Consider the following 22,666-nt stretch of genomic DNA (forward strand, 5'->3'; position numbering starts at 1 on the left):
AGAGATTGAAGAGATCGCAATGACTCAACATTCCGCAACACGGTCCATGTTCGATCCGGCGCTGCTGCGTCCGGCGATCGTGGATTCGTTCAAGAAACTCACGCCGCGCACGCAGTTCCGCAACCCGGTGATGTTCTGCGTGTACGTGGGCAGCATCCTCACCACGATCCTGTGGATCGCGGCGCTCGCCGGCCAGGCCGAGGCGCCCGCGGGCTTCATCCTCGCGATCGCGCTGTGGCTGTGGTTCACGGTGCTGTTCGCGAACTTCGCCGAAGCGCTCGCGGAAGGGCGCTCGAAGGCGCAGGCCGCATCGCTGCGCAGCGCGAAGAAGGACGTGATGGCGAAGAAGCTCAACGAACCGCATCCGAAGTCGCCGATCCGCATCATGACCGCGTCCGACCTGCGCAAGGGGGACGTCGTGCTGGTCGAGGCCGGCGACGTGATCCCGGCCGACGGCGAAGTCGTCGACGGCGTCGCATCGGTCGACGAATCGGCGATCACCGGCGAATCCGCGCCGGTGATCCGCGAATCGGGCGGCGACTTCTCGTCGGTGACGGGCGGCACGCGCGTGCTGTCGGACTGGATCGTCGTGAAGGTCACCGCGAACCCCGGCGAGGCGTTCCTCGACCGGATGATCGCGATGGTCGAAGGCGCGAAGCGCAAGAAGACGCCGAACGAAATCGCACTGACGATCCTGCTCGTCGCGCTGACGATCGTGATGCTGCTCGCGACCGCGACGCTGCTGCCGTTCTCGATGTTCTCGGTGGAAGCGATGAAGGCCGGCCATGTGGTGACGATCACCGCGCTCGTCGCGCTGCTCGTGTGCCTGATCCCGACGACGATCGGCGGGTTGCTGTCGGCGATCGGCGTGGCGGGGATGAGCCGGATGATGCAGGCGAACGTGATCGCGACGTCGGGCCGCGCGGTGGAAGCGGCCGGCGACGTCGACGTGCTGCTGCTCGACAAGACCGGCACGATCACGCTCGGCAACCGTCAGGCGTCGGCGTTCGTGCCCGCGCCGGGCGTGACCGAGGAAGCGCTGGCCGACGCCGCGCAACTGTCGTCGCTCGCCGACGAAACGCCGGAAGGCCGCAGCATCGTGGTGCTGGCCAAGGAACGTTTCAACATCCGCCAGCGCGACATGGCGCAACTGCACGCGACGTTCCTCGGCTTTTCCGCGCAGACGCGGATGAGCGGCGTCGATCTTCCGGGTCGCGAGATCCGCAAGGGCGCGGCCGATGCGATCCGCCGCTATGTCGAGACGCACGGCAGCCGCTTCCCGGAAGAGGTGCGTCGCGCGGTCGACGAGGTCGCGCGGCGCGGCAGCACGCCGCTCGTCGTGGCCGACCTGCATGACGGCGCGGCGCGCGTGCTCGGCGTGATCGAGCTGAAGGACATCGTGAAGGGCGGCATCAAGGAGCGCTTCGCGGAGCTGCGCAAGATGGGCATCAAGACCGTGATGGTGACGGGCGACAACCGGCTGACGGCCGCGGCGATCGCGGCGGAAGCGGGCGTCGACGATTTCCTCGCGGAAGCGACGCCGGAAACCAAGCTCGCGACGATCCGCGAGCACCAGGCGGCCGGCCGGCTCGTCGCGATGACGGGCGATGGCACCAACGACGCGCCGGCGCTCGCGCAGGCCGACGTGGCGGTGGCGATGAACACCGGCACGCAGGCCGCGAAGGAAGCCGGCAACATGGTCGACCTCGACTCGAATCCGACCAAGCTGATCGAGATCGTCGAGATCGGCAAGCAGATGCTGATGACGCGCGGCTCGCTGACGACCTTCTCGATCGCGAACGACATCGCGAAGTACTTCGCGATCATCCCGGCCGCGTTCGTGACGACATACCCGCAACTGCGCGTGCTCGACATCATGCACCTCACGTCGCCGGCATCGGCGATCCTGTCGGCGGTGATCTTCAACGCGCTGATCATCGTCGCGCTGATCCCGCTCGCGCTGAAGGGTGTCACGTACCGGCCGCTCGGCGCCGCGTCGCTGTTGCGCCGCAACCTGCTGGTGTACGGCCTGGGCGGCGTGCTGCTGCCGTTCCCGTTCATCAAGCTGATCGACATGACGCTCGCCGCGCTCGGCTGGGCCTGATGCGCCGCATTTGAAGGAAGATCCATCATGAAAACGTTGATTCGCCCGCTCGTCGTGATCTTTGTCGTGCTGACCGCCGTGACGGGGCTCGCTTACCCGGCCGTGATGACCGTGTTCGGCCAGGCCGTGTTTCCGTCGCAAGCCAACGGCAGCCTGATCGAGAAGGACGGCAAGGTGGTCGGCTCCGCGCTGATCGGCCAGTCGTTCGATGCGCCGAAGTATTTCTGGGGCCGGCTGTCGGCCACGTCGCCGATGCCGTACAACGCGGCCGGCTCGGGCGGCTCGAACCTCGGCCCGCTGAACCCGTCGCTCGCCGACCAGGTGAAGGGGCGCATCGCCGCGCTGCGCGACGCCGGCACCGACCTGTCGAAGCCGGTGCCGGTCGACCTCGTGACGGCGTCCGCCAGCGGTCTCGATCCGGAGATCACGCCGGCTGCCGCCGCGTACCAGGTCGAGCGCGTCGCGAAGGTGCGCAACCTGACGCCGGACGCGGTCGCGCAACTCGTCGCCGCGAACACGACGGGCCGCCAGTTCGGCGTGCTCGGCGAGCCGCGCGTGAACGTGCTCAAGCTGAACCTTGCGCTCGACGCGGCGCAGGCCGCGCACTGAACGCCGGGGCAGCCCGGCGCGGCTGGCTGCGCGCCGGGCCCGATTCGTGACCGACGGCGCATGCGCCGTCTTTGCCTTTGCGGCGATTTGGAACAACAATGCCTGTACTCGCGCGTAACCCAGCGCACCGCCTTCCCGACGCATGAACCGCCCCGATCCAGACCAACTCCTCGACAAGCTGCAGCGAGACGAAGAAAAGCAGCGGCGCGGCCAGCTCAAGATCTTCTTCGGCGCGTCCGCCGGCGTCGGCAAGACCTACGCGATGCTGCAGGCCGCGCGCCAGCGCCTGCAGGACGGCGTCGACGTCGTCGTCGGCATCGTCGAGACCCACGGCCGCGGCGAAACCGCCGCGCTGCTCGACGGGCTGGACGTGCTGCCGCTCGCGCGCATCGACTATCGCGGCCGCACGCTCGCCGAGTTCGATCTCGATGGCGCGCTCGCGCGTGCGCCGCAATTGATCCTCGTCGACGAACTCGCGCATTCGAACGTGCAGGGCGCGCGGCACCTGAAGCGCTGGCAGGACGTCTACGAACTGCTCGACGCGGGCATCGACGTATATACGACCGTCAACGTCCAGCATCTCGAAAGCCTGAACGACGTGGTCGGCGCGATCACCGGCATTCGCGTGTGGGAGACCGTGCCCGACCGTGTGTTCGACGCGGCCGACGAGGTTACGCTGGTCGACCTGCCGGCCGAGGAACTGCTCGAACGGATGCGCGACGGCAAGGTCTATCTCGCGCAGCAGGCCGAACGCGCGGTGCGCAACTTCTTCCGCAAGGGCAACCTGATCGCGCTGCGCGAGCTGGCGTTGCGGCGCACGGCCGATCGCGTCGACGCGCAGATGCGCGAGTACCGCGCGGACCGCTCGATCCAGCGCATCTGGCAGGCGCGCGAGCGGCTGCTCGTGTGCGTCGGGCCCGGCCCCGAGGCGCCGACCCTCGTGCGCGCGGCCGCACGGCTCGCCGCGAGCGTGAAGGCCGACTGGATCGCCGTGTATGTCGAGACGCCGCGGCTGCAGCGGCTACCCGACGCGCAGCGGCAACGCACGCTCGATGCGCTGAAGCTCGCGGCCGAGCTCGGCGCGGAGACGGCCACGCTGGCCGGCGACGACGCGGTCGCCGCGCTGATCGGCTATGCGAAGGTGCGCAACGTGTCGAAGGTCGTCGCCGGCGGCTCGCCGAAGGTCGGGCTCGCGCGCCGCTTCGCGCGGCCGTTCGGCGAGAAGCTGGCCGAACGCGCGGGCGACGTCGACCTGATGCTGATCCGCGCGTCGGCGAGCGACGACGCGCGCGTGGCGCCGCTCGACCCGCGCGTGCGCGACTGGCGCAATGCGTTCGCGCAGTTCGGCACGCACCGTTCGCCGCCGCGGCACTACGCGTATGCGGCCGCGATCTGCGCGGCGATCACCGTCATCGCGAGCGTCGTGTCCGAGCGGCTCGATCTCACGAACCTCGTGATGCTGTACCTGCTCGGCGTCGTGTTCTCGGCCGTGCGGCTCGGGCGCGGCCCGGGCGTGCTGCAGTCGTTCCTGTCGGTCGCCGCGTTCGACTTCTTCTTCGTGCCGCCGCGCATGTCGTTCTCGGTCAGCGATACACAATACCTGCTGACCTTCTTCGGGATGCTGCTGACATCGCTCGTGATCAGCCACCTGACGTCGACGCTCACGCGCCAGGCGAGCGTCGCGCAGCGCCGCGAACGCCGCACCGGCGCGATCTATGCGATGGCGCGCGAACTGGGCGCCGCGCTGACGACCGAGCAGATCGTCGAGATCGGCAGCCGCCACGTCGGCGAGGTGTTCCGCGCGCGCGTCGCGTTCCTGCTGCCCGACAGCGCGGACCAGGTCCGGCAGAAGATCGAGGATCCCGACGCGGCCGTCACGCTGACGGGCGCGGAACTCGACAGCGACGTCGGCCAGTGGGTGTACGACCAGCAGAAGGCGGCCGGCCGCGGCACCGACACGCTGCCCGCGACCGCCGCGCTGTACCTGCCGTTGAAGGCGCCGATGCGCACGCGCGGCGTGCTCGCGGTGGCGTCGCGCGAGCCGCGCGAACTCGAGGTGCCCGAGCAGCAGCGGATGCTCGACGCGTTCGCCGCGCAGATCGCGCTCGCGCTGGAGCGTGTGCACTACGTCGAGATCGCGCGCGATGCGCTCGTCAACATGGAGTCCGAGCGGCTGCGCAACTCGCTGCTGTCGGCGATTTCGCACGACCTGCGCACGCCGCTCACGACGATCGTCGGCTTCTCGTCGATGCTCGCGAACGCGCGCGCGGCCGCGCCGCGCACGCAGACCGACGCCGCCGCGGCCGAGCGCGGTGCGCAGCGCGAAGGCGAGCTCGTCGATGCGATCCACGACGAGGCGCTGCGCATGACCGGCATCGTCACGAACCTGCTCGACATGGCGCGGCTGCAGGCCGGCAGCCTGCAGCTCAAGCGCCAGTGGTCGCTGCTCGAGGAAACCGTCGGCGCGGCGCTGGCCGCATGCAAGCGCGTGCTCGCGCACCATCCCGCGCGCGTGTCGCTGCCGGCCGACCTGCCGCTGTTGCGGATGGACGCGGTGCTGATGGAGCGGCTCTTCACGAACCTGTTCGAGAACGCGGCGAAGTACACGCCGTCGGGCGCGCCGCTCGACATCGGCGCGGAGTGTGTGACCGATGACGGGCAACCGTACGTGCGCGTGCACGTCGACGATCACGGCCCGGGCCTGCCGGCCGGGATGGAGGCGCGAATCTTCGACAAGTTCACGCGCGGCGAGAAGGAATCGGCGACGCCGGGCATCGGGCTCGGCCTCGCGATCTGCCGCGCGATCGTCGAGGCGCACGGCGGTAGAATCGGCGCGCTCAACCGTACCGGGCCCGACGGCCGCGTGACGGGGGCGCGCTTCTGGTTCACGCTGCCGGTCGATACGCCGCCGGCCGTGCCTGCCGTACCCGACGACGATATCGACGCGCCCGGCGCATCGTCCCCATCCGAGCCCTTGCCAGACCATGAGTGAACCGAGCCTGACCGTCGTCCTGATCGAGGACGAAAAGCAGATCCGCCGCTTCGTGCGCGCCGCGCTCGAAGAGGAGGACATCGCCGTATTCGAGGCGGAGACGGGCAAGCAGGGGCTGATCGACGCGGCGACGCGCAAGCCCGACCTTGTGATCGTCGACCTCGGCCTGCCCGACACCGACGGCCTCGACGTGATCCGCGAGCTGCGCGGCTGGTCCGAAGTGCCGGTGATCGTGCTGTCCGCGCGCACGCAGGAGGAGGAGAAGGTTGCCGCGCTCGACGCCGGCGCCGACGACTACCTGACCAAGCCGTTCGGCGTGTCCGAGTTGCGTGCACGGATGCGCGCGCAACTGCGCCGGCGCAACCAGGGCGGCGCGAGCGAGTCGCCGAAGGTGAGCTTCGGCGGCGTGACTGTCGATCTCGCGCTGCGCCAGGTCTGGCGCGACGGCGAGATCGTGCACCTGACGCCGCTCGAATACCGGCTGCTCGCGACGCTCGTGCGGCACGCGGGGCGCGTGCTCACGCACCGCCAGCTGCTGCGCGACGTATGGGGGCCGTCGCACGTCGAAAGCCATCACTATCTGCGCATCTACATGGCGCATCTGCGCCAGAAGCTCGAACGCGATCCCGCGCAGCCCGAGCACATCGTGACCGAGACGGGCGTCGGCTACCGGCTCGTCGGCGCTGCGTGACGTTCGCGGCCGGAAAGCAAGCGCGCTCGGTGTCGAAGTTGCATCGGCGCGACATCGCCGGCGCGCGCGCCGGCCGCGCACACCGGTTGCGGATTCCCCGCTATGCTGACCGTTCCGAGAACGAAACCGAGGAGCGTGCAATGTCCGTCCGTCTGGCCGTCATCTGTGCGCTGGCGCTTGCTGCGCCCGGCGCGTTCGCGCAGCCGCTTCCTCCCGGTCAGCCGCCTTCGTCGTCGCAGCCCGCGCTCGCCAATCCCGCGTCGGTCAACTGCGAGAAGCTCGGCGGCCGCCACGTGATCCGCAACCTGCCGCGCGGGCAGGTCGGGATGTGCGTGTTCAAGGATGGCCGCGTATGCGACGAATGGGCGCTGTATCGCGACGACCGCTGCGTCGGCGGCGCGGCCGCCAAGCGCGTGTCGAACTGAGCGGTTGAACCGCCGAACCGCCGCGCGCGGCAGGCGCACCGGCGCCCGCCGCGCGATGCCGCGGCCGGATTCCCCGTGCGGGCGTGGCCGGCAGCATCCGGCGCGCCCGTAAGCATCTTGTTATACTCGGCGCCGCCCGGGGACGACCCCGGGTCATTCGCTTCAACGGGGACGGCCTCATCCGATACGGAGTACGTCGAGATGGCGTGGGGATTGTTGTTGATCGCCGGTTTGCTGGAAGTGGCCTGGGCGGCCGGCATGAAATCGTCCGAGGGCTTCACGCGGCTCGGACCGTCGGTGTTTACGATCGTGACGGCGCTGGCCAGCTTCGGGCTGCTCGCGGTCGCGATGCGCCAGTTGCCGCTCGGCACGGCGTATGCGGTGTGGACGGGCATCGGCGCGGTCGGCGCGTTCGTGTTCGGCATCGTGATGATGGGCGAGGCGCTGACTGTCGCCCGCGTCGCGAGCGCATCGCTGATCGTGCTCGGGCTGATCGGCCTGAAACTGTCGTCGGCCGCCTGAGGCCGGCATGCCGGGCGCGCTCGCGCCCGGTCGCCCGGCCGTGACGCACTGCGGAATTGCGCCGGCCATCCCGATAGCCTGTCTATAATGGAACGCATTCGGGCCTGAATGCCGTTTCGCCGTCCCCGGCGGGCGGCGCCGGTCGCCACGCGCCGCGCGGCCGGTCATGCGACCCGATCCGATCAATCGGCAAAAGCGCACGGAAAGTGCAAGGAGAGGGCCATGATCGAAGCCATTTCGCTCGGCGCGGGGCTCGCGTGGGCGAGCGGGCTGCGCCTGTACCTGACGGTGCTGATCGCCGGCGTGCTCGCGCGGGCCGGCTGGCTTCATCTGCCCGATACGCTCGCCGTCCTCACGTCGCCGTGGGTCATCGGCGCCGCAGCCGTGCTCGCCGTTACCGAATTCCTTGCCGACAAGATTCCCGCGTTCGATTCGCTGTGGGACGCCGTGCATACGTTCATCCGCATCCCGGCCGGCGCGGTGCTGGCCGCCGGTGCGCTCGGCCATGCCGATCCGACCGTGCTCGCGGTCGCCGGGCTGGCCGGCGGTTCGCTCGCCGGTGCCGCGCACATCACGAAGGCCGGCACGCGCGCACTGATCAACCTGTCTCCCGAACCGATCTCGAACTGGATCGCATCGTCGACCGAGGACGGTCTCGTGTTCGGCGGCCTCGCGCTCGCGTTTTTCGTTCCGCTGGCGTTCCTCGTGCTGCTCGCCGCGTTCATCGTCGCGTCGGCGTGGGCGCTGCCGCGCTTGTGGCGCGGCGTGTCGGGCGGGTTCCGCGGGATGGCGAACCATATGGTGTCGCGGCTCAACTCGATCGGAGGCAAGCGCGATTGAAGGCGCAGTCGTCCGTCGAGCGGCAGCACGCTGATTCGTCCGCACCCGGGCCGCGCGGCCACGCCGGCCGCTTCGGCTGGCACGACCTGATCCGCCAGGCCGCGCGGATGACCGCGCGCGACTGGCGCGCCGGCGAGCTGACGCTGCTCGTGCTGGCGCTGGTGCTCGCGGTCGCGGCGCTGACGAGCGTCGGTTTTCTCGCCGACCGGCTGCGTCAGGGGCTCGAGCGCGATGCGCGCCAGATGCTCGGCGCCGATTTCGTCGTGCGCGCCGATCATCCCGTCGATCCGTCGTTCGATCGCGACGCGCGCGCACTCGGCCTGCGTACCGCGACGACCGCCATTTTCCCGAGCATGATCGCTGCGGCTGCGGGTGGTGGGCCGGCGGCCGGTGCCGCGCCCACGCGCCTCGCGGCGGTGAAGGCCGTGTCGCCCGGGTATCCGCTGCGCGGTGCGGTCGAGATCGTGCCGGCCGGCGCCGCCGCCGCGCACAAGGCGACCGCGATTCCGGCGCCCGGCACCGTGTGGGCCGATCCCGCGCTGCTCGATGCGCTGCATCTGCGAGCAGGCGACACCGTGCGCGTCGGGCTGCGCACGTTCACGGTCGCCGCATCGATTTCCCGCGAGCTCGATCGCGGTTTCTCGTTCGTCAATTTCTCGCCGCGGCTGATGATGCGCGCGGACGAACTCGCCGCGACCGGGCTCGTCGGTTATGGCAGCCGCGTCACGTACCGGCTGCTGGTTGCCGGCGACCCGCAGGCAGTTGCGCGCTTCGAGGCGTATGCGCACGGGCGCGTCGACGGCGGCAAGCTGCGCGGCGTCGGACTCGAATCGCTGCAGGAAGGGCAGCCGCAGGTGCGGCAGACGCTCGATCGCGCGCGCCATTTCCTGACGCTCGTCGCGCTTTTGACCGCGCTGCTCGCGGCGGTCGCGATCGCGATGGCCGCGCAGCGCTACATGCGGCGCCATCTCGACGGCTGCGCGACGATGCGCTGCCTCGGCGTGAGCCGCCGCACGCTCGGCGCGCTGTTCGCGCTCGAATTCGTCGGCATCGGCGTCGTCTCGGGCGTCGCGGGCGCGCTGCTCGGCTATGGCGGCCACTGGGCGCTGCTGGCGGCGCTCGGCGGCCTGATCGACGTCGTGCTGCCGCCGCCGACGCTGTGGCCGGCGCTCGTCGGCATCGGCGCCGCGCTCGTGCTGCTGCTCGGCTTCGCGCTGCCGCCGCTCGTGCCGCTCACGCGCGTGCCGCCGGTGCGCGTGCTGCGGCGCGACTGGGGCGGCGCGTCGCGCACCGCGTGGGCCGCTTATGCGATCGGCGTCGTGCTGTTCGCCGGGCTGCTGATCGTCGCCGCGGGCAACCTGAAGCTCGGGCTGATCGTCGCGGGCGGGTTCGCAGGCGCCTTGGTCGGCTTCGCGCTGATCGCCCGGCTTGTGCTGTACGCGGCGGCGCGCGCGGTGCGCAACGCGCGCGTGGCCGCGGGCATCGGCTGGCGTTATGCGCTTGCATCGCTGCACCGGCGCGGCACGGCCAGCGCGCTGCAGATCACCGCGCTCGCGCTGGGCCTGATGTGCCTGCTGCTGATCGCGATCACGCGCAACGACCTCGTCGCCGGCTGGCGGGCGTCGACGCCGCCCGATGCGCCGAATCAGTTCCTGATCGACATCCAGCCCGACCAGCGCGACGACGTCGCGGCGTGGCTGGCCGCGCACGGCGTGCGCGATGCGGTGCCCGCGCCGATGGTGCGCGGCCGGCTCGTCGCGATCAACGGCAAGCCCGTGAACCCGGACGCGTATCCGTCCGACGAAGCGCGCCGGCTCGTCGATCGCGAATTCAACCTGTCGTATACGACCGATCTGCCGTCCGACAACCGGATCGTTGCCGGCGACTGGTTCGGCACGTCGGCCACGCCGCAGATCTCGATCGAGGCCGGGCTCGCGAAGACGCTGAACGTGAAGCCGGGCGACGTGCTGCGCTTCGACGTGACCGGGCTGACGGTCGATGCGCCGATTACCAGCGTGCGCAAGCTCGACTGGGGCACGTTCCGCGTCAACTTCTTCGTGCTGATGCCGCCGCCGGTGCTGAAGGATTTCCCGGCCGTCTACCTGACGAGCTTCCATCTGCCGGCCGATCGGGCGGCGCTGCTCGACCCGCTGATCGCGCGCTACCCGAACCTGACCGCGATCGACGTTGCGCCGATCCTCGCGCAACTGCAGCGGATGATGCTGCAGGTGGTGGGCGCCGTACAGTTCCTGTTCGCGTTCACGCTCGCGGCCGGCGTGCTCGTGCTGTACACGGCGCTTGCCGGCTCGCGCGACGAGCGCGTGCGCGAGGCCGCGCTGCTGCGTGCGCTCGGCGCGTCGCGCGCGCAGGTCAATGCGGTGCAGCGCGCGGAATTCGTCGTCGTCGGTGCGCTGGCAGGCGCGCTGGCATCGGCGGGCGCCATCGCGGTCGGCTGGGTGCTCGCATCGCGCGTGTTCGATTTCCGGCTCGCGGTCGATCCGTGGCTCGTGCCGGCCGGCATCGCGGCCGGCGTCGCGTGCGCCGCTGCGGCCGGCTGGCTGAGCCTGCATAATGTGTTGCGGCGCCCCGCGCTGCAGTCGCTGCGCGACGCCTGAGCGTCGCCGGCGGCCCCGACTATCCCGTTTCCGATTATCCGTATGACCGATGTGAATGATGATGCGCCGTCACAGCCGACGGCGTTCGAGCTCGTGGGCGGCGAAGCCCGCGTGCGCGACATGGTGGACCGCTTCTACGACCTGATGGATCTCGAGCCCGAGTTCGCGGAGATTCGCGCGCTGCACCCGGCGTCGCTCGATGGCTCGCGCGACAAGCTGTTCTGGTTCCTGTGCGGCTGGCTCGGCGGCCCCGACCACTACATCAGCCGGTTCGGCCATCCGCGGCTGCGCGCGCGGCACCTGCCGTTTCCGATCGCATCGGTCGAGCGCGACCAGTGGCTGCGCTGCATGGCGTGGGCGATGGAGGACGTCGGGCTGCCCGAGCCGCTGCGCGAGCGGCTCATGCATTCGTTTTACGATACGGCCGACTGGATGCGCAACCGGCCCGGTTGATCGACCGGTACGCTGCTGTCCGGGCGCCGGACGATCTGCGTCTGGGCGCCTGTCCGATGCGGCGCGACACTGACCGTTTCCCCATCGATACGAGGTTCGCCCGATGACGACCCAGGCCCTGTTTCGCGAAGACGCCTACCTCACGCAATGCGACGCCGTCGTCGCGGCCGTCGGCGATGACGGCATCCGGCTCGACCGTACCGTGTTCTATCCGCTCGGCGGCGGGCAGGCCGGCGACAGCGGCACGCTGACGCTGTCCGACGGCAGCACGATCGTGATCGCCGACACGCGCAAGGCGAAGTTCGACGGCGCGACGCCCGACGACGCCGTGCACGTGCCGGCAGCGGGACAGGAAGCGCACCTGGCGGCGCTTGCGACCGGCGCGCGCGTGGTCGCGGACATCGACTGGCTGCGCCGTTATCGTCACATGCGGCTGCACACGGCCGCGCACCTGATGTGCGCGGTGCTGCCGTATCCGGTCGACGGCTGCAGCGTGACGGCCGACTACGTGCGGCTCGATTTCGCGACGTCCGACGCGATCGACCGGCAGGACGTCGAACGCCGTCTCGCGGCGCTGGTCCACGGCGCGCATCCGGTCACGACCGAATGGATCACCGACGCGGAGATGGCCGAGCGGCCCGAACTGGTGCGCACGATGAGCGTGAAGCCGCCGATGGGGCTGGGCCGCGTGCGGCTGCTGCGCATCGTCGGCGTCGACCTGCAGCCGTGCGGCGGCACGCACGTGCGCAATACGGCGGAAATCGGCGACCTGCGGGTCGCCAAACTTGAAAAGAAGAGCGCGCGGACGCGGCGCCTCGTACTGGAGTTTGCATGACGATCGACACCCTGACGGATGGCGCCGCGGCGCTCGATCCGCGCGCGCGAGAGATTCTCGATTTCTGGTTCGGCGCGCCGGATTCGGCCGAGTTCGGGCACGCACGCAAGGTATGGTTCAACGGCGGCGCGGCGTTCGACGACGTGCTGCGCACGCGCTACGGCGCATTGCTCGACGCCGCATGCGACGGTGCCTGCGACCGCTGGGCCGGCTCGCCGTCGGGCGCACTCGCGCTGATCGTGGTGCTCGACCAGTTTTCCCGCAACATTCATCGCGGCACGCCGCGTGCGTTCGCTGCCGACCCGAAGGCGCTGGCGCTCGCGCGCCGCGTCGTCGCGGCCGGGTGGGACGCGCAATTGCCGAGCGGCCATCACCGCGCGTTCGCGTATCTGCCGTTCGAACATGACGAGTCGCACGAGAGCCAGCGCGAAGCCGTGCGTCTGTGTGCGGGCATTCGTGATGAAGCGGGGTGCGAGAGCTATCACGACTTCGCGTTGCGGCACGCGGCCGTGGTCGAGCGCTTCGGGCGCTTTCCGCACCGGAACGCGATTCTCGGCCGTGCGTCGACCGACGAGGAAACGGCATTTCTGCGCGAGCCTGGCTCGTCGTTCTGACGCGTCTGGGCAGCGGGCGGGGCGGGCATGAAGCCGCGTGCGCGTGGCGAGTGCGGGTGAAGCCTCTGCCGAAAATGACGACGGCGCCCGTGGGCGCCGTCTTGCATTACGGTGTCGCGCGCTCTTCAGGCGTGCGCACGTACACGCGCAGCAGTTCCTCGCCGTCGCCCGGCCGCGCGCCGGTCCAGAACAATTTCCACTCGCTGCCGGGTGCGGGATCGACTGCCCGTACGCCCTGGACGATCATCCACGTGCAGCGCGTCGCCTTCGCGTCGTTGATCGGCGTGTGCTGGATGCCCGAGAAGTAGTACAGCATCGGCGCTTCCGACTCGCCGAGCCCGTGCAGGCTTGCCATGCAGTCGCCGTCGTTCCATTCGAGCGCGAGATGCGCGTTGAGGTCTTCGAACACCGACCGGTAGCTCTTCGCGACGTCGAGCCACGGCAGCAGCAGCGTGTACACGAGCCCCCACGCGACCAGCGCGCCCGCGCCCCACGACAGCGCGCCGCGCCACCGGCCGGTCGTGCGCAGCTTCGGCAGCAGCCACAGCCAGCCGACCGTCAGCACGAGCGCGCCGATCACGAACCCGGGCACGATCGGCATCGTCCAGTCGAGCGGCAGCCAGCGGCCGAGCAGTGCGAGGTTCGCGTGCGATGCGCGCGGATCGGCCATCACCGCCCAGATCCCCCACGCGAGTGCGACGACGGCGCCGAACAGCAGGCGGCTCAGGTAATCCCACGCGAGATGCAGGCCGCGCGGCAGCCGCTCGATCGCCTGTGCGGCGACCAGCGCGAGCGGCGCGAAGAACGGCAGGATGTAGAGCTGGCGCGAGGTCGCGGACACTTGCAGCACCGCGAGGCCGATACCGGTGAACAGCACGGGCAGTGCGACGCGCGGCGTGCGCCAGTCGCGCCAGGCGCCGCGCGCCAGCGCGACGATCGCGAGCGGTGCGACCGGGAAACCGACCAGCAGGAACGCACGCAGGATGAAGAACGGCTTGTCGTTTTCCGCGCCGAGTTGCGGCACGGAGAAACCGAAGAAACGGCCGACGTTGTTGTCCCAGAACCACGTCATGAACAGCGTCTCGGAGCGCAGGAACAGCGCGGTCGGCCAGATGAGCGCGAACGGCGCGCACACGAGCACGGCGACGCCGAGCGAGCGTGCGAACGCGCGGGTGCGGCAGGCCGGGTAGAGCACGAGCGCGCCCGTGAGCGTGGCCGCGAACACGAGCGGCACGAACAGGCCTTTCGCCATCAGCGCGATGCCGACGCCTGCGCCCAAGATCGGCGCGGCCCAGCAGCCCGACGGCCGTACCGGCAGCCCGTGCCGCATGTGCTGCGCGCGCGCGAGGTGCCGCATCACGAGTTCGAGCATGCCGCAGAAACCCATCGCGGTGCCGGCGAACAGCGCGACGTCCGTCATCATGTCGTGCACGTGCTTGATCACGACGAGCGTGCCTGCGCTCAGCACGACGGGGCCGATCACGCGCAGGTCGAGCCAGTTGTCCGCGCGGTTTGCGCTGCGTGCCGCGCGCGCGATGAAACCGAACCCGAGTGCCGCGAACAGCGCGCTTGCGAGTCGTGCCGCGTCGTGCAGCGGCATCACGCGCTGCAGCAGCCACGCGAGACTCGTCGCGACCCACGCGTAGAGCGGCGGCTTTTCCATGAACGGCTGGCCGGCATTGGTCGGCACGACGAAGTCGCCGGTCTCGAGCATGTGCTGGATGATGCCGAACGTATAGGTCTCGTCCTGCTTCCACGGATCGTGACCGAGCACGCCCGGCAGCGTGTAAGCGCAGACCAGCGCGGCGACCAGCAGCCACGCCTGCCAGCCGAGCCGGGAGACGCGCTCGCGCGCCGCATGCGTTGCGGCGGCGGGGCCGGCCACGGCCGGCGTAGCGGCGGCATCGAGCGTCGCGCCGAAGTCGGAATCGGCGGCTGATCGGGCATGATGAGCCGAAGCGGGCACGGACGTGCGTCGCCGGCCGGGCGCTGCGGAACCTGGCATGGAAAAGATCTCGGTCGGGTCAAGCCGGTCCGGCGACATGGGCCGGGACCGATACGGGTCGCGTCGAGGCGAAATGACAGCCGGATGATCCGGCTGTTTGATGTGGCGCTAGTAGAGCACGGAATTGTTACCGATGTTTACTGAAACTGTCGCGATATTGTGGAGATTTGTGGTGTCGTGACGATGGACGGTTTCAGTGGGCGGTTTTTGCCGCCCTGCACGGTCGGCGCGGTTAGCGGCCGCCGCCCACGTCGAGCAGGGCGCCCGTCGTGTAGGACGCCGCGTCGCCGAGCAGCCAGACGACTGCTTCGGCGATCTCCCGCGCGTCGCCCGCGCGGCCGAGCGGCGTCTGGGCGCCGAGGCGGGCCGCCCGGCCCGGCTGGCCGCCGCTCGCATGGATTTCGGTTTCGATCAGGCCGGGGCGCACCGCGTTGACGCGCACGCCGTGGGGGCCGAGTTCCTTCGCGAGGCCGATCGTCAGCGAGTCGACCGCGCCTTTCGAGCCGGCGTAGTCGACGTATTCGTTCGGCGAACCGAGCCGGGACGCGATCGACGACACGTTGACGATCGCACCGCCGCGGCCGCCGCGGTTGGTGGACAACCGGCGGGCGGCTTCGCGCGCGCACAGATACGCACCGAGCACGTTGGTGTCGAACATCCGCCGCAGCCGGTCCGCCGGCATGTCGGCGAGCGGCATCGACGGCGCGACGATACCTGCATTGTTGACGAGCGCGTCGAGGCGCCCGAACGCCGCCGCGACGGTGTCGAACATCGCGATGACGTCCGCTTCGTTCGCGACGTCGCCGGCCACGATGCAGGCGCGTGCACCCGCGTCGCGAACGGCCTGCGCGGTCAGTTCGGCCGCGGCCGCGTCGCGCGCGTAGTTGATGCCGACGTCCCAGCCGCGCTCGGCGGCGAGCACGGCGGTCGCGCGGCCGATGCCGCGGCTGGCGCCGGTGATGAGGACGGCCTTGCGATCGGACGGGGCGGTCATGGGCTTCCGATGAGCGTTACTTGGCTGCGTCGGGTGCCCACTTGTCGCGGGCGGGTGGCTGATAGCGGCGCAGCCGGTCGATCAGCGCGACGGGTTCGGACTCGACGCACAGCGCGTCGAAATAGGCCGGGCGCATGAAGCCTTCGTCGACCGTATGGCGCAGCAGCGCGATCAGCGGATCGTAGAAGCCATCGATGTTGTACACCGCGACCGGCTTGCGGTGATAGCCGAGCTGCGCCCACGTATAGACCTCGAACAGCTCCTCGAGCGTGCCGGCACCGCCGGGCATCGCGACGAACGCGTCGGAGAGGTCGGCCATCATCTTCTTGCGGTGGTGCATGTCTGGCACGACGTGCAGTTCGGACAGCCCCGTATGACCGACTTCCTTGTCGACGAGCAACTCGGGGATCACGCCCACGGCACGGCCGCCGACGGCCATCACTTCATCGGCGATCACGCCCATCAGGCCGACGCGGCCGCCGCCGTAGACGAGCGTGAGGTCCGCCTCGACGAGTGCGCGGCCGAACGCGCGCGCGGCGTCCGCATAGACCGGCCGCACGCCGGACGACGAGCCGCAATAAACGCAGACTGCCTTCATTGTTTCGTGTCCTTCGCGGCGGGCTTGGCGGCGACCGGGCTGCCCGCGGCGCGTGGCGAACCGTCGCGCGGCGGCAGGTAGTCGGTGAATTCGCGCTTGGGCAGCTTGCCGGAGACGAGATCGTCGAATAGCTGGCGCGAGCGGCCGCGCAAGTAGGGCGCCATGACGGAGATCACGTGCATGCTCACCTGGTGCAGCTCTTCGCGGATCGCATCCTGGTCGTTGTATTTGCGCGGATGCATCACGTACTGATACGACAGCCAGTACGTGGAGATCACCGCCATGTTGGTGGCGATGACTTCGATCTCGGCGGGCGTCGCGACCATTTCGGCGTCGGAGACGAGCAGCTCGCACATGTCGTGCGCGAAGCGCACCTTGTGGCTGATGATCTGCTTGAAGTGCGTCTCGAGCGTGCGGTTGCGCGCGAGCAGGTCGTTGAGGTCGCGATACAGGAACCGGTAGGTCCACATGAAATCGGCCATGTACTGCAGGTACGACCAGGTCTCGTCGATCGTCGGACGGTGATCTTCGGGAAAGCGCAGCCGCCGTTCGATCTGCTGCTCGAACTGCGCGAAGATGCTGTTGATGATGTCGTCCTTGTTGCGGAAATGGTAGTACAGGTTGCCTGGACTGATTTCCATTTCCTCGGCGATCGTCGTGGTCGTGACGTTCGGCTCGCCGATCTCGTTGAAGAGTTTCAACGACAACTCGAGAATCCGTTCGCGCGTGCGGCGGGGAGGTTTCGCTTCCATGTCGTCCGGCCCTGTGTGTGCCGGACTGGCGGGCGCTGCAATCGATGCTGCGAGATTCGTCCGGCGCGGGTTGCTGTTCTAAGTCTAGCGGACGATTATAAACCGCGGTTTCCTTACATCGGGCGCATTTCGTCATCGCAATGCGTGCGGCGCATGGTGCGCCGCCGCATGCAGGCGTCCGCTAGAAGCCGAGCCAGTGCGCGACCACCGGGCCGAGCACGAAGCCCCACGTCGTCACGCACGCGAACAGCGCGACCGTGACCGCCGCGCTGCCGAGGTCCTTCGCGCGCTTCGACAACTCGTGGCGCTCGAGCGAGATGCGGTCGATCGCGGCCTCGACGCTCGAGTTCAGCAGCTCGACGATCAGCACGAGCAGCACCGAGCCGATCAGCAGCGCGCGCGATGCGGCCGGGACCGGAGAAAACGCGCCGATCGGCAGCATCACCGCGGCGAGCGTCAGCTCCTGGCGAAACGCGCTTTCCTCGCGGATCGCGACGCGAAAACCGTTCAGCGAATGCTTGAGCGCGTACCACGCACGGGTGATGCCGCGGTGGCGCTTGTACGGGTTCGGTGCGAGCGGCGCCAGACGATCGTCGGGGCCGAGCGGCTCGTGCGGATGCACGTCCGCGTCGGCGTGCGGCTCTTCTTCGTCGAACGGCCGATGCGGTTGCGCCGCGGTGGCAGGGGGCGGGGTCTTGTCGTTCAGGTCTCGTTTCAAACGGCGGCACCTTCGGCGGGCGAGTACGCGGTCTTCGGCAGCGGCTTCAGATGCGACGCGAATTGCTCGGACGCCGCGCGCCACGAGAAGCGTTCCGCCCATGCGCGCGCGGTTTCGCGTTCGATCTTCAGCGCTTCGAGGCAGGCTTCCTGCAGATCCTCGTGCATCGCGCCGGCGTCGCCCCCGCCGAGCACGTCGATCGGGCCTGTCACGGGGTACGCGGCAACCGGCGTGCCGCATGCGAGGGCCTCGAGCAGCACGAGGCCGAACGTGTCGGTGCGACTCGGAAACACGAACACGTCGGCCGCAGCATACACCTTGGCGAGCTCGGCTTGCGACAGGACGCCGAGATAGTTTGCTTCCGGGTAGCGCGACTTCAGTTCCGCGAGCGCGGGGCCTTCGCCCGCGACCCATTTCGAGCCGGGCAGGTCCAGCCGCAGGAATGCCTCGACGTTCTTTTCGATCGCGACGCGTCCGACGTACAGGAAGATCGGTCGTGCGGTATTGAGCACTTTCGACTCCATCGGCCGGAAGATGTCGAGGTCGACGCCGCGCGTCCACAGCACGACGTTCGTGAAGCCGAATTTCTCGAGGTCCTGCTTCACGACCGGGGTCGGCGCCATCACCGCGAGCGACGGCCCGTGGAACCAGTGCAGGAAGCGGTAGGTTGCCGCCAGCGGGATGCCGAAGCGCGCCTGCACGTATTCCGGAAAGCGCGTGTGATACGCGGTCGTATACGGCAGCTTGCGGGCGCGCGCATAGCGTCGCGCGGCGAGGCCGAGCGGGCCTTCGGTCGCGATGTGCAGCGCATCGGGCGCGAACGCGTCGATCCGCGCGCGCAGCTTGCGGTACGGCAGGATCGACAGGCGGATCTCGGGATAGGTCGGGCAGGGCAGCGTGCGAAATTCCAGCGGCGTCAGCATTTCGACCCGATGGCCGAGCGCGGTGAGTTCGTGCGTCGTGCTCTTCAGCGTGCGCACGACGCCGTTGACCTGCGGTTCCCACGCGTCGGTGACGATCATGATCTTCATCGCGGCATGTGTCCTGTAAGTGGTTGTGTCAGGCGGTGGCCTTGGCCTTGCGCGACGGGGCTGCGGTCGGCGCGGTGCGCATCGCCGTCCAGTAGACGATCTTCAGTTCGCCTTCCGTCGTTTCGACGAGCGCGGACAGGCTTTCGACCCAGTCGCCGTCGTTGCAGTACAGCACGCCGTCGATGTCGCGGATCTCCGCCTTGTGGATGTGTCCGCATACGACGCCGTCGCAGCCGCGGCGGCGTGCTTCGTCGGTCATCACGGTCTCGAACTGCGAGATGAAGTTGACCGCGTTCTTCACCTGGTGCTTCAGGTACTGCGACAGCGACCAGTACTGAAACCCGAGGCGGCTGCGGATCCGGTTGAACCAGCGGTTCAGCACGAGGATCAGCGTATAGAGCGTGTCGCCGAGGTACGCGAGCCATTTCGCGTGCTGGATCACGCCGTCGAACAGGTCGCCGTGCACGATCCACAAACGTTTTCCCGCGAGCGTCGTGTGAAATGCCTCGCCGCGCACCTGGATGTCGCCGAACGCGAGGTCGCAGAACTGGCGCGCACCTTCGTCGTGATTGCCGGGGATGTAGACGACCTGGGTGCCCTTGCGCGCCTTGCGCAGGATCTTCTGCACGACGTCGTTGTGCGCCTGCGGCCAGTACCAGCCCTTCTTCAGTTGCCAGCCGTCGATGATGTCGCCGACCAGGTACAGGTATTCGGAATCGTTGTGGCGCAGGAAGTCGAGCAGGTACGGCGCCTGGCAGCCGCTCGAGCCGAGATGGATGTCGGACAGCCAGATGGTGCGGTAGCGATGGGTGGACGAGTCGGAGTCGTCGCGCTGCGACGCATGCGCGGCAGGGGGCTCATCCGACGACAGCGCGTCGGTTGTGGCCGCCCCGGACAGGAAGGCGGTGGCGGCGCGGGCGCCGAGCGGTTGACGGAACAGGGAGGTCGCGGACGTTTTCTGGCCCATGCATGACTCGCGCCGGTTGACAGTACAGGCATTGCGCCATGCGGGCGTGACTGTGCCGTGACAGTCACGAGACGTTCTTATTACCACCGTTGCGGCATGTTTAGCGGTGAGTGCGGCGGCGTTGCGTAACCTGCCGAACCGACGGATTTTTCTTCGACGGATAAGTCGCGCGCAGCGGCCGCGCAAGCGTCTTCGTGGATTTTCGTCTGATGGATGCGCGCAGGCGGCTGCGGCGGCGCGGGCCGCGCGATGCGTCGGTGCGTGAGCCGCTCAGCGTGGAATGGCGACGATGCGCGTACGGGCGAGACGGTCGTGCGGGAACTGGCGATCGCCGTGCAGACGGGCCGCGCCGGCCCACACGGCGATCCATGCGGCGGTGAGCGCGAGCGTGACGGGCACCGACAGGCCGAGCAGCGGGTGCAGCGCGAGCGGCGGCAGGAACCACAGCCAGCCGAGCACATAGCGAACGAGCGCGTGAACGGCGTTCAGCGGCCTGCCGCTCGACGACTCGAGCCGCAGCCGCCACGTCTTCATCGGCAGCGTCTGGCCGCCGTGGGTCCAGAACCAGACGAAATACGCGCCGACGACGAGCGCGATCCACGCGGCGAGGAGATTGTGGTGAACGAGGCCGTTGCGCTGCTGCGTCGCGAGACCGAACGCGAGCCCCGCGAAGAACACGATGCCGAACAGCAGCACGGCTTCGTACAGCAGCGCCGCGAGACGCCGCCGCACGGACGGCGTGGCGACGGCCGTGGCCTGGGGCGCGGGGGCGTTCGCCACGGCCGCTCAGGAACCCTTGAAGAGCGACGGCGCGTCGGCGGGCGACACGGGCGTGACGGCGGCCGGCGCCGGGGCAGCCCCCGACGTGGACGACGCGGCGGCGGGCGACGCGCCTGCACCGGCCGACGCGGGTGCAGGCGCCGGTGCGGGTGCCGGATTGCTGGCCGGATGCTCGTGCGAATTGACGAGGCGGCGCACGTCGCGGTCGGCGACGGTCGGCGGCGCACTGACGACGCTCGGCCGGCGGCGGCGCTCGGCCGCCGCGAGGCGTTCCTTCTGTTCTTCGGGCAGTTGCTGATAGGCCTTCCATGCACGCTCGCGCGCCTGCGCGGACAGTTCCTTCGCGCTCTGGTAGTTCTCGCGCGCGACGCGGCGCTGCTCGGGCGTCATCCGCACCCACTCGGACATCCGGTCCTGCAGTCGCTTTTGTGCATCAGGCGTCAATTTCGCGAAACGCGATGCGATCTTCAGCCATTTCCGCTTGCGGGCGTCGCTGAAGCCGTCCCATTGATCGGCGAACGGCGCGAGCGCCGCATGCTGCGCGGGCGTCAGGCGCGCCCACGACAGCGGGCCGTTGGCGGCCGGCAGCGGCAGGGGCAGTTGCGGGAGTTCGGGGGTCAGCCCGGCAGCGGCCGAGGTTGGCGCGGGCGCACTGCTGGCCGCGGCGGAAACCGTCGCGGGGGGCGGGTTGAATCGCGAATAGGTGGCGACGTAGGAAACGGCGATCGCGATCACGCATCCGAAAAATACGGCCAGGCCGCGCTTCTGACTCACCCGTGCGATCCCCTCGTTATTGTCTGTTAGCGTGTGTGCGAAAGATACGCGTTGAACCCGTGATCGAGGTACGCGTTCAGCGGCAGGTCGTCGCTGAGCATCGCCGCGTCGATGTCGGCGAGTTCCGCGGTCCGTTGCATGTCTTCCCAGTATGCGATGCCGACGAGCCCCGCGAGCAGCACCGCGAGCGGCCATGCGCGCAGCAGGCGGCGTGTGAACGACGCCGGCGGGCGGCTCGCGGGCGTCGTGCCGTATGCGCCGGCCGTGCCGGCGAAGGCGGGCACGAACACCGGCGCGGTCGCGGCTTCGGGCTTCTTGCGCGCGAGCGCGGCCCGGCGCGCGGCGGCCAGACGGTCGGTGGTCGCGGCAGGCAGCGCTGCGGCACGTTCGTCCAGCGCGCGGCGAACCTTCAGCGCGAATTCATGTTCTCGATTTACGGGAGCGGAGCTCATAGCGTGATTCCTTTGGCCTTGAGCGCTTGCGCCAGGGTGTGGGTGGCTCGCGAGCAGTGCGTCTTGACGCTGCCTTCGGAGCACCCCATTGCGGCGGCAGTCTCGGCGACATCCATATCTTCCCAATAACGCATCAGGAACGCTTCCCGTTGACGCGTCGGAAGTTTCTGGATTTCTTCGTCGATCAGGGCCAGAACCTGCTCGCGTTCGAGACGGTGCTCGCTGCTCTCGACACCTGCATTGTCGTCCGCGGATTCGAGCGTTTCCAGTGGATCGAAGTCGTCGTCGTCGGTGTTGTTCAGCGACGAGAAGAGCGTGACCCAGGTATTGCGGACCTTCTGCCGGCGGAACCAGTCGTGGATCGCGTTCTGCAGGATCCGCTGGAACAGCAGCGGCAGTTCGGCCGCCGGCCGGTCGCCGTACTTCTCCGCCAGCTTGATCATCGCGTCCTGGACGATGTCGAGCGACGCATCGTCGTCACGCACGGCGTACGCAGCCTGCTTGAACGCGCGCCTTTCGACGCCCGCCAGAAAGTCGGCGAGTTCCTTGTCTGATGCCATTCCGTAAAGGTATGCGCTGCGGACTGCGGCGTGTGAAAGGTCGAAAAATTTCGTAAAACCCGCGGATGCTAACAAATTTTCGCGTGACTGGGCACCGGTGGCGGCGCGCTACGTTGCGCGCGAGCCGCGTCCGCGGGCCGTGCGGCGGCGCGCATGATGCGCTGCGGGATATTTTGCTTGACGGCCCCATCATGACCCGCTATCGTCAGCGATTCGCAACATGAAGTGATGGTCTCATTTGAGGCTGGCCCAAGAAGCCCGCCCTTCAACTGGACGCGCCGCTTGAACCCGAGCCACAAGCCCGGCAGAGAGCACCCGATCAATTTTTTGCCGAA

General features: G+C 69.0%; 22 protein-coding genes. 11 read left to right on the forward strand and 11 right to left on the reverse strand.

Annotated elements, in window-relative coordinates; genetic code table 11:
• The first annotated feature begins 19 nt into the window (after nucleotides 1-19).
• The 11 genes from kdpB to BME24068_RS02530 all read left to right on the forward strand — a co-directional run bounded on the left by kdpB (nucleotide 20) and on the right by BME24068_RS02530 (nucleotide 12,700).
• On the forward strand, nucleotides 20-2,104 hold the full coding sequence (gene kdpB / locus BME24068_RS02480; protein ID WP_174925048.1) for a potassium-transporting ATPase subunit KdpB: 2,085 nt from the start codon (nucleotides 20-22) through the stop codon (nucleotides 2,102-2,104).
• Nucleotides 2,105-2,131: 27 nt separating this feature from the next.
• The gene (gene kdpC, locus BME24068_RS02485) at nucleotides 2,132-2,713 is read left to right on the forward strand and encodes a potassium-transporting ATPase subunit KdpC (protein ID WP_174925049.1); all 582 of its coding nucleotides are present in this window, start codon (nucleotides 2,132-2,134) and stop codon (nucleotides 2,711-2,713) included.
• Between the two features lie 142 nt (nucleotides 2,714-2,855).
• On the forward strand, nucleotides 2,856-5,705 hold the full coding sequence (locus BME24068_RS02490; protein ID WP_174925050.1) for a sensor histidine kinase: 2,850 nt from the start codon (nucleotides 2,856-2,858) through the stop codon (nucleotides 5,703-5,705).
• Nucleotides 5,698-6,396 (forward strand): two-component system response regulator KdpE, encoded by a 699-nt coding sequence (kdpE, locus tag BME24068_RS02495; protein ID WP_096507650.1) that lies wholly within the window; start codon nucleotides 5,698-5,700, stop codon nucleotides 6,394-6,396. The genes BME24068_RS02490 and kdpE overlap by 8 nt, the downstream gene beginning before the upstream one ends.
• 140 nt (nucleotides 6,397-6,536) lie before the next feature.
• Complete coding sequence (locus BME24068_RS02500; protein WP_174925051.1) at nucleotides 6,537-6,821, forward strand: putative hemolysin; 285 nt, start codon at nucleotides 6,537-6,539, stop codon at nucleotides 6,819-6,821.
• Between the two features lie 201 nt (nucleotides 6,822-7,022).
• On the forward strand, nucleotides 7,023-7,343 hold the full coding sequence (gene sugE / locus BME24068_RS02505; RefSeq protein ID WP_096507649.1) for a quaternary ammonium compound efflux SMR transporter SugE: 321 nt from the start codon (nucleotides 7,023-7,025) through the stop codon (nucleotides 7,341-7,343).
• A gap of 222 nt (nucleotides 7,344-7,565) precedes the next feature.
• Nucleotides 7,566-8,183, forward strand: coding sequence for a DUF4126 domain-containing protein (locus BME24068_RS02510; RefSeq protein ID WP_096507648.1), 618 nt, complete (start codon nucleotides 7,566-7,568; stop codon nucleotides 8,181-8,183).
• A 107-nt stretch (nucleotides 8,184-8,290) separates the two neighbouring features.
• Complete coding sequence (locus BME24068_RS02515; protein ID WP_174925085.1) at nucleotides 8,291-10,798, forward strand: ABC transporter permease; 2,508 nt, start codon at nucleotides 8,291-8,293, stop codon at nucleotides 10,796-10,798.
• Between the two features lie 42 nt (nucleotides 10,799-10,840).
• Nucleotides 10,841-11,251 carry a group II truncated hemoglobin gene (locus BME24068_RS02520; RefSeq protein WP_096507647.1) on the forward strand — a complete coding sequence of 137 codons (411 nt, stop codon included), beginning with the start codon at nucleotides 10,841-10,843 and terminating at the stop codon, nucleotides 11,249-11,251.
• Nucleotides 11,252-11,354: 103 nt separating this feature from the next.
• The gene (locus tag BME24068_RS02525) at nucleotides 11,355-12,086 is read left to right on the forward strand and encodes an alanyl-tRNA editing protein (RefSeq protein WP_174925052.1); all 732 of its coding nucleotides are present in this window, start codon (nucleotides 11,355-11,357) and stop codon (nucleotides 12,084-12,086) included.
• Nucleotides 12,083-12,700: a DUF924 family protein gene (locus BME24068_RS02530; RefSeq protein ID WP_096507645.1), complete on the forward strand. Its 618-nt coding sequence runs from the start codon at nucleotides 12,083-12,085 to the stop codon at nucleotides 12,698-12,700. Before BME24068_RS02525 ends, BME24068_RS02530 begins: the two co-directional genes overlap by 4 nt.
• A gap of 106 nt (nucleotides 12,701-12,806) precedes the next feature.
• Here the strand turns inward: BME24068_RS02530 and BME24068_RS02535 are convergent, their stop codons facing one another.
• The 11 genes from BME24068_RS02535 to BME24068_RS02585 form a co-directional block, all read right to left on the reverse strand.
• Complete coding sequence (locus tag BME24068_RS02535; protein ID WP_174925053.1) at nucleotides 12,807-14,705, reverse strand: ArnT family glycosyltransferase; 1,899 nt, start codon at nucleotides 14,703-14,705, stop codon at nucleotides 12,807-12,809.
• A gap of 232 nt (nucleotides 14,706-14,937) precedes the next feature.
• On the reverse strand, nucleotides 14,938-15,699 hold the full coding sequence (locus BME24068_RS02540; RefSeq protein ID WP_174925054.1) for an SDR family oxidoreductase: 762 nt from the start codon (nucleotides 15,697-15,699) through the stop codon (nucleotides 14,938-14,940).
• Nucleotides 15,700-15,715: 16 nt separating this feature from the next.
• The gene (locus BME24068_RS02545; RefSeq protein WP_096507642.1) at nucleotides 15,716-16,297 is read right to left on the reverse strand and encodes an LOG family protein; all 582 of its coding nucleotides are present in this window, start codon (nucleotides 16,295-16,297) and stop codon (nucleotides 15,716-15,718) included.
• Nucleotides 16,294-17,049 carry a TetR/AcrR family transcriptional regulator gene (locus BME24068_RS02550; RefSeq protein ID WP_096507641.1) on the reverse strand — a complete coding sequence of 252 codons (756 nt, stop codon included), beginning with the start codon at nucleotides 17,047-17,049 and terminating at the stop codon, nucleotides 16,294-16,296. The genes BME24068_RS02545 and BME24068_RS02550 overlap by 4 nt, the downstream gene beginning before the upstream one ends.
• A 181-nt stretch (nucleotides 17,050-17,230) precedes the next feature.
• Complete coding sequence (locus tag BME24068_RS02555) at nucleotides 17,231-17,767, reverse strand: diacylglycerol kinase (protein ID WP_096507640.1); 537 nt, start codon at nucleotides 17,765-17,767, stop codon at nucleotides 17,231-17,233.
• Nucleotides 17,764-18,798: a glycosyltransferase family 4 protein gene (locus BME24068_RS02560; RefSeq protein ID WP_096507639.1), complete on the reverse strand. Its 1,035-nt coding sequence runs from the start codon at nucleotides 18,796-18,798 to the stop codon at nucleotides 17,764-17,766. The genes BME24068_RS02555 and BME24068_RS02560 overlap by 4 nt, the downstream gene beginning before the upstream one ends.
• A 28-nt stretch (nucleotides 18,799-18,826) precedes the next feature.
• Nucleotides 18,827-19,765, reverse strand: coding sequence for a UDP-2,3-diacylglucosamine diphosphatase (locus tag BME24068_RS02565; RefSeq protein ID WP_096507638.1), 939 nt, complete (start codon nucleotides 19,763-19,765; stop codon nucleotides 18,827-18,829).
• A gap of 270 nt (nucleotides 19,766-20,035) precedes the next feature.
• Nucleotides 20,036-20,545 carry an RDD family protein gene (locus BME24068_RS02570; protein WP_174925055.1) on the reverse strand — a complete coding sequence of 170 codons (510 nt, stop codon included), beginning with the start codon at nucleotides 20,543-20,545 and terminating at the stop codon, nucleotides 20,036-20,038.
• Between the two features lie 6 nt (nucleotides 20,546-20,551).
• A complete protein-coding gene (locus tag BME24068_RS02575; RefSeq protein WP_174925056.1) occupies nucleotides 20,552-21,319 on the reverse strand; it encodes a DUF3106 domain-containing protein in 768 nt (255 codons plus the stop codon).
• 26 nt (nucleotides 21,320-21,345) lie between these two features.
• Nucleotides 21,346-21,771: a DUF3619 family protein gene (locus BME24068_RS02580; protein WP_096507635.1), complete on the reverse strand. Its 426-nt coding sequence runs from the start codon at nucleotides 21,769-21,771 to the stop codon at nucleotides 21,346-21,348.
• Complete coding sequence (locus BME24068_RS02585; protein WP_027784998.1) at nucleotides 21,768-22,331, reverse strand: RNA polymerase sigma factor; 564 nt, start codon at nucleotides 22,329-22,331, stop codon at nucleotides 21,768-21,770. Before BME24068_RS02585 ends, BME24068_RS02580 begins: the two co-directional genes overlap by 4 nt.
• Nucleotides 22,332-22,666 lie beyond the last annotated feature (335 nt).

It is taken from the genome of Burkholderia anthina, from assembly GCF_902498995.1.
In the GTDB taxonomy this organism is placed as follows: Bacteria; Pseudomonadota; Gammaproteobacteria; order Burkholderiales; family Burkholderiaceae; genus Burkholderia; species Burkholderia anthina.